Below are 12,995 nucleotides of genomic sequence, written 5' to 3' on the forward strand. Positions count from 1 at the left end.
TTTTAAAGTGTCGTTTATTATTTAATAGCTGGCAAATATAGAATTATCATTTATTAATCACAACCTAAAGTTAAGATGTTATTCATTTATTTTAATTTACATAAATATTCGCTCGTCGAAGCTTTACTGTATTCGTCGATAAAAAGGTAAGTTGTGACAATAGAATATACTGAGTTATACCTCTATTATTAAATTATTAAGGAGAATTTATTACTTTTGCAGCCATCTGAAATCTCAAATAGATTCAGAATTACCATTAAATTATTAAGTAAAATTAGTTATGAAAAATCAAATTATTGCGCTTGCCTTTATTAGCACTCTACTTTTTTCGGGATTTGCTAGAGCTGACGAAGGAATGTGGCTACCATTTCTATTGGGTAGAAACTATGAAGACATGAAAAAACATGGGTTGAATCTTACACAAGAGGAAATCTATAGTATTAACAATTCCTCCCTTAAAGATGCGATTGTCTCATTTGGAGGTTTCTGTACAGCAGAAGTTATTTCAAAAAAAGGACTTTTATTGACAAATCACCACTGTGGTTATGATGCAATTGCAGATGCTTCAAGTGAAGAAGAAAACCATTTAGACAATGGATTTTGGGCAAAAGATTTAAAACAAGAAATCGCTATCCCAGGATTAACTGCAACATTCGTAATTTCTATTGCTGATGTTACAGAACAAATTACAAGAAACCTTACAGACGATATGTCTGAGGAGGAACGTGCTATAAAAATTAGAGAAATTTCTGCTGAATTAACTAAAGAAGCAATTGGAGATTCTAAATACAAAGCATTTGTTCGTGATTTCTTTGAAGGAAACGAATTTTATATTTTCGTTACTGAAACTTATGAAGATGTTCGCTTAGCGGGAACACCTCCAGAATCTATAGGGAAATTTGGACATGATTCAGATAATTGGATGTATCCTCGTCACACTGGAGATTTCTCTTTGTTCAGAATTTATTCTGGTTCAGACAACAAACCAGCAGCTTATAACGAAGAGAATATTCCTTATTCACCTAAGCACTCTTTACCTGTTTCTATTAAAGGATATGAAAAGGGAGATTTCGCAATGGTATTTGGTTTCCCTGGATCAACAGATCGTTACCTTTCTTCTTTCGGTGTTGAACAAGCAGTTAATATTGAGCAACCAAAAAGAGTTGAAATTCGTAGAGTGAAGTTGGATATCATGAAGAAATACATGAACGAAAGCACTGTAGATCGTTTAAATTATTCTTCTAAACATGCACAAGTTGCTAACTACTGGAAATATTTTATTGGTCAATCAGAGCAATTGAAAAACAACAAAGTAGCGGATAAGAAACGTGAATTAGAAGCAAGATTTAATGAATTCTCTAGTGGAAATCCAGAATATGCTTCTATCATGAAAACTATTGAGGAAACATACAAATTGACGGACAAACAAGTTTATGCTGATGTTTACCAAAGTGAATTTATTTACTCAGTTGATCTTAACTTAAATGTATTCCGTTTCGTTCTTTTAGAAGGTTATTTAGAACAAGGAATGGGTGATAGAGCTTATGCTAGCTTTAAGGAGCGCATGATGACTTTCTATGAAACGGCTAATATTGATTTAGAATTTGAAACTTTAGAAGCTGTTTTAAAAATGTACTATAAAGATATTCCTGCTGAAATGATGCCTGAATTGATCAAAAATGCAGGTGACAAAGGGAAGTTGAGTAAATTAGTAAAGAAAGCAAAGAAGAAATCTCTTTTTGCATCTAAAGCTAAATTTGAGAAATTTGACCAATTGGTTGAAAAATCAGAGAAATTCCCAATGGAAACGCTTAAAAAAGATCCTTTATTCCAAATCATTGAATCTATTTATGTAGAATATCAAAAATTAACTGAGGACGAAGAGTATGTGAAAGCTATGAGTGGACTTGAGCGCGCAAATAGATTGTTCGTTAAAGGATACAGAGAAATGGATAAAGACAAAACTTTCTATCCAAATGCGAACAGCACATTGCGTTTAACTTATGGTTCTATTCTACCTTATTCACCAGAAGAAGGTAAAGAATATGACATTTATACTACATTAGAAGAAGGTTTGAAAAAAGAAGATCCAAACAATCCAGAGTTCCACGTTCCTGCAAAATTGAAGGATTTATTTAACAAAAAGGATTATGGAAGATATGGAAATGACAAAGGTGAAATGGTTGTAAACTTTATCAGTAACAACGATATCACTGGAGGAAACTCAGGTTCACCGGTTCTTAATGCAGATGGTCATTTAATTGGAACTGCGTTTGACGGAAACTGGGAAGCAATGTCAGGTGACATCTTCTTTGAAAAAGATATCCAACGTACAATTTCTTGTGATATTCGTTATGTTTTGTTCATTATTGAAAAATATGGTGAAGCGCTTAACTTGATTGAAGAAATGGAGATTGTTGAATAAACGATTTTGAATTGATTTTGAAAGCCTCGACTGCAACGTCGAGGCTTTTTGTTTTTATATAAACGAATTGTGATTTTCAATCTGAATGAAAATTTGTATTTTTAACCAAAAACTATTGAAAAAACTTCTTTCATACGCTCCCCTACTGTTTATTCTTCCATTGATTTTCGTACAATGCAAATTAGACAATGAAGATAAAATTGATTATCATGGAAAACTCAAGTATTTTGACAATCAATATGGAGTTAAACATTTCATTGAAAACGATAAAAATTCAGGAGCTTACATTACCTTGCCAGAATGCTTTACCAACGAAAACTCTTCTATAAGCATCACCAACAAGAATAATTTTGTATGTTCAGAAAACAAAATTTACTTTAGTGTTGATGTGATTCCAAAAGAAGAAATCAATCATTACGCTGAATACTTTAATGACACAAAAATAAAAAATCAAGAAGGAGATTACATCATGAGAGATTACTCGGTAGAAACAAGAGCTAATGGTTTGACAGATGCAACGAAATCAATTTACTCAAACATTGTTTCTTTTGACAATAAACCAATTCATTTAGGAAGCGTTAAAGGCAAGGAAGGATCTCAGGGAAAAGAACTATTCTATCAATTTGGTGTTGTTTCAGGAAAGGACTCTTATTATATTTTGCAAGCAATTATGAGCAAAAATAATACAGCCTTTTTATATGATGATATTTTAGAAATATTTAAAAGTTTTAGAATAGAAAAGTAAAAATGACATGATGCTTACAATTGAAGAGATTAGAAAACAGTTAACTTTCCGATTACCGGGAGAAGATGCGCATATTCCAATGTCACCAACTGGTCGAGGTCGTTCTTCTGAAGCAATTAAACAAGCCATAAACTATAGAGAAAGTGCAGTTGCTCTAGTTATTTACGAAAAACACAACGAGCTTAAAGTAATCCTTACCGAACGTTCACCCTATCGCGGAATGCACAGTGGAGAAGTTTGTTTACCAGGCGGAAAAATGGAAGATTTTGATGAGGATTTACAACAAACTGCCATTCGAGAATGTATTGAAGAAATAGGTTTAAAATATGAAGGATTTGATTTATTAGGAAAGCTCACTCCGGTGTTTATTCCAATAAGTAATTTCAGCATCCAACCTTATGTTTTTCATTACACAGAACCACCAGTTTTCATTAAAAACAGTAGAGAAGTAGCAGAAATATTCTCCTTTCCTATTCACCAACTTTTCGAAAAAGATATAATTAAAAAAACCAGAATCGAACTCACTGGAAGAACGGCGTTGGATGATATTCCGTATTTTGATATTAATAATAAAGTGGTTTGGGGCGCTACGGCTTTGATATTGCATGAATTTAAACATATTTTTATTCGATAGAAGAAAAATAATTACGAATTGGGAATTATGAATTACGAATTGTAGATTTTCCTTTATGACCAAAGCTCTCTTTTAAATGATGAATTCTAATTTCCTGATATACTATTAAAACAAACATCCAAACTAACTCATGGTGCGTTCTATTAGAAGGAATCTACGTTTACATTTTATAATATTTTGTAATCGAAATTAAAACTCCAACACAATTCGTAATTAACTAAAAAGCCCATATCCCACATACCCAACCACCTCTTTAATCAAACCAAACCAGCCATTAAAAGTATCTGAACTGGGAATTATAAACTCATCCCAAGTATAATAGCGTTCTTTTCCGACATATTGATCAGTTGAAAAAGGAGTAACATTCATTTCCACTTTTTCAAAAGAAGCTTCCGCTCTTTTCATGTGTCTGGCTGATGTTATTAATAGGAAAGAATTGAAATGTGGATAGGACTGTTTAAATAAAGCCGCTGTGAATTTAGCATTTTCGTTCGTATTTCTTGATTCTGTTTCAATGAGAATATCAATTGCTGGAATCCCCCACTCTACAAGTTGTGTTTTGAGTTGAACCGCTTCATCTAACCCTTTATCTATAATATTTCCATGCTTACCGACAATGCATATCTTTTTAATTTTATTAGCCTTGTACAAATCAATGGCTTGCCAAATTCTGTCTCCACCTCTTCTAATACTTAAACGGTCTGCATCATTGTCATATTCGAACATTCCACCCAAAACTATTCCAACATCATGTTTTTGAATTTCAGATTTATTAATTGCTGGAATTTCCCATAAACGAAGTGCTTCTTTGTAAATAAAAGTATTTGAAAAGAACAAAATGATTACAATTGCAGACACTTTTGAAATCTGTTTAATTTTCTTTTTTTTCGCAAAAGCCCACGTCAATATTGCTAGTATCAACCATGTTAACGGAGTTATTAAAAAGTAAACTATTTTAGAAAGGATCAAAATCATGGTGGAAATTCTTATGTAAACACAATAAAAGATTTATATTTGTGCCCAAATTTAAATTATTTAATCAATACATTAATTATGAATACAGATATTCTTGATACAGAGAAATATTTTGGCGTTTCTCAAGGTGAAATATTTTCTAAACTTATTGAGGTTGGAGGGAATCTTCTAATTGCAGTCATAATCTTTTTTATAGGGATGAGATTAGCGAAGTTCTTCAGTAAAATGGTTGTTAAGATTCTTGAGAAAAGAGATTCTGATAAAGGTTTAATCACTTTTATGAAAGGTTTAGTAAGTGGATTAGTTAAGGTATTAACGATAATTACTGTATTCTCACAAGTGGGAATCGAAATGACTTCTTTCATAGCAATACTGGGTGCTGCTGGACTGGCTATTGGTATGGCATTCTCTGGAACATTAGGAAATTTAGCTGGTGGAGTAATGTTATTGATTTTCAAACCATTTAAAGTTGGAGATTTCATTACAACGCAAGGAGAATCAGGTACTGTGAAAGAAATTCAAATTTTTCATACAGTAATGACAACACCTGACAATAAAACGATTATTATACCAAACGGTCCTTTATACAATAGTAATATCACAAACTTTAGCATGCAACCAACTCGTCGTGTAGATTTTACATTCGGATTCGGTTATGGTGAAGACTTTAAATTAGCAAGAGACACGGTCTTAGAAATAGTTAATAGTCATGACAAAGTATTTAAAGATCCAGAGCCATTCGTAAAACTAGGTTCTTTAGGAGATTCATCTGTAAACTTAGCAGTTAAGATTTGGTGTAATAAAGAAGATTATTGGGATATCCACTATTACGTAAACGAGAAAGTTTATGAGAAATATGGAGAAATTGATGGATTATCTATTCCTTTCCCACAAATGGATGTGCATGTTGATGGGGCAATAAAAAGTCAGAATTAATTAGAACATATTTAGTATAACATACTTTTTAATGCCGTATGCTATGAGCCATAAGCTTTAAGCATACGGCATTTTCTTTGGGATAAATTTAGATTTATGGAAACCCCGCCTAAAGCTTAAAGCATAAAGCCTACCGCCTATTGCCTATTGCCTAAAGCATTTCTCCTACCGAAAAATAAGTTCCCCCAGAAGTAATATTCATTTCCACAACATCCCAAGTAATAAACAGAATAAGTAATCTATCGATATAGGCTTTTTTGAGTTTTGTTTCTTTGTATAACTTACTCAAAGTGATTTCACCGGCTTCCTTGATAGTATTTAAAATCAACTGTTCGTCTCTATCAAAAGTTTGCGGAGTTGAGGTTTTTGTTCGTTCCTTTTTCCAAACGCCAATCAAGATTTTACTTGCTAATAAGGTATGATCTTCTCTGCGGACGTAGGTTTTCCATTCTCCATCATCGTCCAATGCTTTTACGGGTTTGTTTTTAACTTCATCAACAGTTACTTCTAATACCAATTTATGATCGTCTTGCATGATTTGCGTTTTCACAACCAATTCTGGCTTGCAATACATTGCTGCTGCACCTTGAATCACATGAAATTCTTCTTCTGGATTGACTCCAACGACCTTTCCATTGTCTTTCACACCAATCAACAATCTTCCACCGTCTGTATTGGCAAAAGCCGCTAAAGTGCGTGCAATTTTCTTGGCGTCATCCACACGAAATTTGAAATCCTGTGTCTGATGTTCACCTTCCCTAATATAAGATTTAAGAATATTCATAGGAAACTTTTTATCGGTTATAATCGTTTTTAAAACGATTGGAAACTTTTAATATAATCTGCTTTTATACTTTAGTTAAGCCATGGCGAAGGTAAGAAAAAGGTATGAATTCAAGTTGAGGCTAAAGCTATTTTAACGAATGAATTTCAAATATTGCAATCTTAATTAATCCTAAAAGTTTCATAAATAAAATTCGCATTTTCCGGTCTTTGATAAGAAGACGTTAAAGACAAGGCTTGTGAAGTTTTTAATTTCATGATTTTATATTTATAAATGATTGCAATTAAAAACAAGCATAACGAAGTATTTGACGCCTTATTGCAAAGATTAGCTATTCCATATCTCCCAAGCCCTCCCCGCCTGTTGTTTCAACATAGACAAACCATTTAAAGTGTCAGCTCCACTTTCTCTTGCTAATTTCAAAAACAAAGTCTCTGATGGATTGTAAATCAAGTCAACTACAAAATGATCTTCTCCAACCAATTCAATTGGGAAGTCTGGTTTTTCATTTACATTTGGCGAAGTTCCTAATGGTGTGCAATTCACAATCATTGGAAAAGATTTCACCATTAAATCATTGGCTTGGTCATATCCAAAAATCATTTGATCTTCTTTTGGAGTTCTTGATAAATGCGCAACCGTAATTCCTAAGTTTTCTAAAGTATAAGCAACCGCTTTTGAAGCTCCACCTGTTCCTAGCAATAAAGCGCGTTCGTGAATATTTCTCAAAAATGGTTTAATGGATTGACCGAAACCAAAAGCATCTGTATTGTGTCCAATTGATTTTCCATCTTTAAAATGAATGCAATTTACAGCGCCAATTTTTTTCGCTTCTGGACTTATTTCATCCAAGAAAGGAATCACTGCTTCTTTATATGGAATTGTTACACTGACACCAGTAAATTCAGTCGGAGCAGTTTTCATCCACTCTTCTAAAGCTTTGAAATCAGGCAATTCGATATTCTCAAAAGTAGCATCAATCTGTTCTGCCTCGAATTTCTCCATGAAGTGACTTCTTGAAAAAGAATGTCCAAGCGTTTTACCTAATAATCCAAATTTTATTGTGTCTTGCTGACTCATAACTAAACTTTTTCAGATTTATTACCGAATTTATCCATTAAATAAACCAATAGATATCCGAAAAGTGCCAAAAGAACAACATATAGAATTTGCGGTTCACCAATGAAATTTCCAGGTAGTACATTCGCCATCATCCAATCTTCTTTTCCATCAGAATGAACAACGATTGGTGCATCTCCCATAGCATTTTTCCATGGCCAAATCTTTAGCAATGAACCAATAAGGAATCCAGAAAGAATCGCTAAAACAAGGTTTTTATAATTTTCAAATAAATACTTTAATAGTCGACTAAAGGAAAGAATTCCGACTAAACAACCTAAGCAGAAAAGTCCGATAATCATGAAGTCTAAATTCTTTAATCCTTCGATAATCATCGCATAAGAACCTAAAAGCACTAAAATAAATGCTCCACTAATTCCAGGTAAAATCATGGCGCAAATTGCAATAGCTCCACTCATTACGATATACCAATATTCACCCCCACTTGCGGTAACATGAACAGTTGAAATATAAGCCGCAATTGCAGTCCCTATAATTAATCCGATTACATTTTTCACATCCCATTTGGTGACCGTTTTCAAAATCAACTGCGCACTTGCTACAATTAATCCGAAGAAAAACGCCCAAAGTAAAACAGGATATTCAACCAGCAAATAAGTTACTGCTTTTGCCAATGATAATACACTGATTGCTATTCCTAATATTAAAGCAACAAAAAAGTTTCCATTAACATGCTTCCAAAAAGAAGAGATTCCTTCATTTTTTAGTTTTTTAAGCGCTGTTAAATTGATATTACTGATGCTACCAATCAGTTCTTCGTATATTCCAGTAATAAAAGCGATTGTTCCTCCAGAAACTCCTGGAATAACATCAGCAGCTCCCATTGCAAGTCCACGCAAGGTAATTCCCGCTAATTGGGAAAGTGATCTAGGTTGTTTTTCCATTATACTTCTATTGATTGATCAATTTCATTTGCATAAGCCTCTACTCCACCAATCACAATTCCGATATTCGAAAAATTATGATTCGTATTTAGAAAATTAGCCACTGCAGCAGCACGTTTTCCAGATCTGCACATTACATACGTCTCTTTTTGACAATCTAACTCTGAAGCACGCTTAGGAATTTCATCCATAGGAATATGCACGCATGCAATATGTCCAATCTTAAATTCATAGTTTTCACGCACATCCAGTAATATGAATGTTTTATTCTGCTTTAAAGCAGCGGCAAGTTGTTGTACTGATATATCTTTCATCGGTTTCAATCAAAATAAATTCTTGGCGAATTTAACAAAAAACTAATTACGAATGAAGAATACAATTACGAATTACGAATGTGATAATTACGAATTTGTGGTCCTACTTCCACAATTGGTCTTTGATGATTCTTAAACTAAGAATAGAGATTCAAAAATTCAATTACAAATAAGAGAATTAGGAATTTTTCAGGCTGACTTTGAGAAACATTTTTCATTCGTAATGCTTTTTTTTCAATTCGTAATTCGTAATTGATAATTCGTAATTATTTTATTTTTTATCTTTAGAAAAAATTAAACAATGAGTAAAGCAATAACTAAGGAAAGTAAAGAATTTTTAGAGAAATATTTGAACAATGCATCGCCAACAGGTTTTGAATCATCAGGTCAAAAAATGTGGTTGGAATATATCAAACCATACATTGATGATTATATGGTGGACAATTACGGAACTGTGGTTGGAATTATAAATCCAGAAGCGGAATACAAAGTTGTCATTGAAGCACATGCTGATGAGATTGCTTGGTTTGTGCATTATATAACGGATGAAGGGTTTATTTACGTACGCAGAAATGGAGGTTCAGACCACATGATTGCTCCTTCGAAACGTGTAAATATTCACACAGATAAAGGAATAGTGAAAGCTGTTTTTGGATGGCCAGCAATTCATACCAGACAAGAAAAAGATCCTAAACCGAGTCTTAAAAACATCACATTAGATTGTGGATGTGACACAAAAGACGAAGTGGAGAAATTAGGAGTTCATGTAGGTTGTGTTGTAACTTTTGAAGATGAATTCATGATTCTCAACAAAAAACGTTACGTGGGTAGAGCTTTGGATAATCGAGTTGGTGGATTTATGATTGCACAAGTTGCGAGAATGTTGAAAGAAACTAAAACGAAACTTCCATTCGGATTGTATATTGTGAATTCTGTTCAAGAAGAAATTGGATTAAGAGGAGCGCAAATGATTGCTCAGAAAATCAAGCCAGACGTAGCAATTATCACAGATGTTTGTCACGACACAAACACACCAATGATTGACAAAAAAGAACAAGGAGATTTAAAAGGCGGAAAAGGCCCAGTTTTAACTTATGGTCCAGCGGTTCAGAATAATTTATTGAAATTAATCTTGAAAGCTGCCGAGGAAGAGAAAATCCCTTTCCAACGCTTGGCTGCTTCAAGAGCAACAGGAACAGACACAGACGCTTTTGCATACAGTAACGATGGAGTTCCATCCGCATTGATTTCATTGCCGCTTCGCTACATGCATACGACGGTTGAAATGACGCACGAAGAAGATGTAGAGAATACGATTAAGTTGATTTTCGCTTCGATTAAGAGGATTGAAAACAAGCAAGACTTTAGATATTTCACATAGTTTTTGTTTATAGAACTCAATATCGGCGTTGCACATATTTTTGAAATCAGTCATTGACAAATGTCAACTCCTTGGATTCCAAAAATAAGCGCGCCTTGCTATTGAGCTATATAATTCAAAAACTAGGTTTCGGTATTTTGACTAAAAAGACCGTTTAGAAGTAAAATTCTAAGCGGTTTTTTTTATGGAAAAAAGTAATTTAATTCTAATCTTCTAACTCTGATTTTTGTCTCTTAATTGGTTTTATCAGAAGTAAAGTCAAAAGAAAAATCAGTGAATTTAAATAAAGTGCAATTGTTCCGAAAACGGCAAAATGCATTCTGTAATCTCTATTATCGTAGAAGTAAGAAAATAGGACAACCGCTATTTCTAAAGTCACAAATATAGTGACAAGCAAATATCTTTTGCGATAGATTCCATAGAAAATCATGGCGCTCCAGAGTATGATTAAAATTAAAGCCCATGATTCTAATTCCATTCTTATCTAACTTTTAAAAATTCTTTCTTTGCTTGCAGTTATTTTTGATTGATGAAGGTAACGCATTTTGAGATTCCATGAAATTAGAGTTCGTTTTTCTTCACAGATCCTTAGTTCAAACGCAATATTCTAAACCCATCGAATTCGATGGGTTTAAAATTCCAATCCAAATAACAGATATTCTAATTAACCCGAAATCGGTACAATTAGAAATTATTAGTTCTAGATTTTCTAGATTTTAAAGTGATCGAATTCTAACATTTTAAAAACTCTAATCCAGTCTTACGCCTCAATCAATTGGTTGACTTATAATTACATCAAAAATAAATCAATTAAAACATTTATGGAGGCAATTATTTTCATATCTTAAATAAGCGTTTAAAAAATCAATAACCACAAACACTTAAATCATGGCAAAAAATAAAACAATAAATGTAAAAGGATTTGATGTAGTTTTCTATCAAAACAAGAAGGAAGATTTCATTTCTCTAACCGATATTGCAAAGTATAAGGACAGTTAAAGGACTGATTACATTATTCAAAATTGGTTACGAAATAGAAATACCATTGAGCTTTTAGGCCTGTGGGAGACAATGAACAACAAAAGTTTTAAACCCATCGAATTCGATGGGTTTAGAAAACAGGCAGGATTAAATAGTTTTACATTAACCTCAAAACAATGGATTGAAAAGACAAATGCAATTGGCTTGGTATCCAAACAAGGTAGATATGGCGGTACTTTTGCACATAAAGATATTGCTTTTGAGTTTGCATCTTGGATCTCAGTTGAATTCAAACTTTATATAATCAAAGAATTTCAACGACTAAAAGAGGATGAAAATGACCGATTAAGTCTTGAATGGAACTTGCAGCGCACACTCTCTAAAATCAATTACAAAATTCACACAGACGCTATTAAAGAAAACATTGTCCCTAATCTAATTTCACAATCACAAATTAACTTCGCTTATGCAAGTGAAGCTGATTTATTAAATGTGGCGCTTTTTGGAATGACTTCAAAACAATGGAAAAGGGAGAATCCAGATTTAAAAACCAACATGCGAGATGAAGCAAACATAGAGCAATTGGTTGTTATGAGTAATATGGAAAGTATAAATGCTTTATTGATTGAACAAGGTTTACCACAAAAAGAAAGGCTTATTCAACTCAATAAAGTAGCTATTATGCAAATGAAATCACTTTTGGCTAATGAAGATTTGAAGAAATTAGATCCATGATTTAAAACTACTTAAAATTTAAATTTGTAATTTTAATTCAACTTTTTCAATTCGTTTAAAATGAAATATCTCTTCCTTTATACCGCCTTATTGTTCCTCACAAGTTGTGGAACAAAAGTTCAATACAATGATCCTGTTCCAAATCACGACACTTTTACTATGCATTCTCCACAAATTGGCGAAGACCGAGTAATTAATGTTTGGTTACCACCACAATATGATTCTAGTACCGACTCATTTCCTGTTTTATATATGGCAGATGGAGGAATAGTTATGGAGGATTTTCCTCATATCGCAAATACTTTGGCTAAGCTTATCGAATTGGATAGTATTCCGCCCATCATTTTAGTTGGAATAGAAAATACTGATCGCAGAAGAGATTTGACTGGGTTTTCGGATGTGGAGAAGGACTCAAACTACTGTCCTTTAACGGATGGCGCTAAAAACTTTAGAGCATTTATTACCAATGAATTATTTACTAAAATAGAGAGTAAATACAGAGTGAACAATCAAAAAGGCTTGATTGGAGAGTCGCTTTCTGGACTATTTGTCATGGAAACATTCTTTCTACAACCAGAAGCGTTTGATTTCTATATCGCAATGGATCCCTCACTTTGGTGGAACGACGGCTATTTGGTAAAAAATACAGGAAAACTAATGACTAATTTTCCAGATGAAGAGAAAAAACTATGGTTTGCTGGCTCTGTTGTTCCAGACATATCAATTAACACGAATCAACTAGAGAAAAAGTTGGAGAAATTCGCCCCTCAAAATTTAAAATGGACCTATTCGGATGAACCAGAAGAAAAACACCACACAATTTTTCGTGCTACAAAGGAAAAAGCTTTGATTTGGAGTTTGGGGAATTCGTAATTGATAATTTTGAAGCTGGAAGTTGTTATTTTTTTTGGGCATTACCCTTTTCCAACTAAAGCGATTACATTGTACTAAAACACTATATTCTATTGGAAAAGGGTCGGGCTTTCCGCTATATCTCTGAATGAAACGTCAGAGGATGCCGCTTTTATCCCTAATGCGGAAGTCTACAATTAAGAATTCAC

13 protein-coding genes are annotated in these 12,995 nt (G+C 33.2%); 7 read left to right on the top strand and 6 right to left on the bottom strand.

What is annotated here, in order from left to right; genetic code table 11:
• Positions 1–280 precede the first annotated feature (280 nt).
• The 3 genes from ERX46_RS04645 to ERX46_RS04655 all read left to right on the top strand — a co-directional run bounded on the left by ERX46_RS04645 (position 281) and on the right by ERX46_RS04655 (position 3,804).
• A complete protein-coding gene (locus ERX46_RS04645) occupies positions 281–2,425 on the top strand; it encodes a S46 family peptidase (RefSeq protein WP_130092677.1) in 2,145 nt (714 codons plus the stop codon).
• 115 nt (positions 2,426–2,540) lie between these two features.
• On the top strand, positions 2,541–3,170 hold the full coding sequence (locus tag ERX46_RS04650) for a hypothetical protein (protein WP_130092678.1): 630 nt from the start codon (positions 2,541–2,543) through the stop codon (positions 3,168–3,170).
• A 7-nt stretch (positions 3,171–3,177) separates the two neighbouring features.
• Entirely contained in the window at positions 3,178–3,804 is a 627-nt protein-coding gene (locus ERX46_RS04655) for an NUDIX hydrolase (RefSeq protein WP_130092679.1), read from the top strand.
• 213 nt (positions 3,805–4,017) lie between these two features.
• On the opposite strand, the gene ERX46_RS04660 is transcribed toward ERX46_RS04655, so the two are convergent.
• Positions 4,018–4,779, bottom strand: a complete 762-nt coding sequence (locus ERX46_RS04660) for a YdcF family protein (RefSeq protein ID WP_130092680.1) — start codon at positions 4,777–4,779, stop codon at positions 4,018–4,020.
• Between the two features lie 78 nt (positions 4,780–4,857).
• On the opposite strand from ERX46_RS04660, the gene ERX46_RS04665 reads away from it, so the two are divergent.
• Entirely contained in the window at positions 4,858–5,715 is an 858-nt protein-coding gene (locus ERX46_RS04665; RefSeq protein ID WP_130092681.1) for a mechanosensitive ion channel family protein, read from the top strand.
• Positions 5,716–5,866: 151 nt separating this feature from the next.
• Here ERX46_RS04665 and ERX46_RS04670 read toward each other — a convergent pair whose 3' ends face one another.
• From ERX46_RS04670 to ERX46_RS04685, 4 genes are all read right to left on the bottom strand, one after another.
• Positions 5,867–6,499 (bottom strand): AlbA family DNA-binding domain-containing protein, encoded by a 633-nt coding sequence (locus ERX46_RS04670; RefSeq protein WP_130092682.1) that lies wholly within the window; start codon positions 6,497–6,499, stop codon positions 5,867–5,869.
• 327 nt (positions 6,500–6,826) lie between these two features.
• Entirely contained in the window at positions 6,827–7,579 is a 753-nt protein-coding gene (locus ERX46_RS04675; protein WP_130092683.1) for a shikimate dehydrogenase family protein, read from the bottom strand.
• 2 nt (positions 7,580–7,581) lie between these two features.
• Entirely contained in the window at positions 7,582–8,523 is a 942-nt protein-coding gene (locus ERX46_RS04680) for a DUF368 domain-containing protein (RefSeq protein WP_242494533.1), read from the bottom strand.
• Positions 8,523–8,837, bottom strand: a complete 315-nt coding sequence (locus ERX46_RS04685; RefSeq protein WP_130092684.1) for a rhodanese-like domain-containing protein — start codon at positions 8,835–8,837, stop codon at positions 8,523–8,525. Before ERX46_RS04685 ends, ERX46_RS04680 begins: the two co-directional genes overlap by 1 nt.
• A gap of 301 nt (positions 8,838–9,138) precedes the next feature.
• Here ERX46_RS04685 and ERX46_RS04690 point away from each other — a divergent pair, with 301 nt between their 5' ends.
• A complete protein-coding gene (locus tag ERX46_RS04690; protein WP_130092685.1) occupies positions 9,139–10,218 on the top strand; it encodes a M42 family metallopeptidase in 1,080 nt (359 codons plus the stop codon).
• A 205-nt stretch (positions 10,219–10,423) separates the two neighbouring features.
• Here ERX46_RS04690 and ERX46_RS04695 read toward each other — a convergent pair whose 3' ends face one another.
• Entirely contained in the window at positions 10,424–10,696 is a 273-nt protein-coding gene (locus ERX46_RS04695; protein WP_130092686.1) for a hypothetical protein, read from the bottom strand.
• A 536-nt stretch (positions 10,697–11,232) separates the two neighbouring features.
• On the opposite strand from ERX46_RS04695, the gene ERX46_RS04700 reads away from it, so the two are divergent.
• Entirely contained in the window at positions 11,233–11,934 is a 702-nt protein-coding gene (locus ERX46_RS04700; protein ID WP_449374882.1) for a KilA-N domain-containing protein, read from the top strand.
• Positions 11,935–11,994: 60 nt separating this feature from the next.
• Entirely contained in the window at positions 11,995–12,807 is an 813-nt protein-coding gene (locus ERX46_RS04705; RefSeq protein ID WP_130092687.1) for an alpha/beta hydrolase, read from the top strand.
• Positions 12,808–12,995: the final 188 nt, after the last annotated feature.

Origin of the sequence: Brumimicrobium glaciale (assembly GCF_004152935.1) — a bacterium.
GTDB classification, from domain to species: domain Bacteria; phylum Bacteroidota; class Bacteroidia; order Flavobacteriales_D; family Crocinitomicaceae; genus Brumimicrobium; species Brumimicrobium glaciale.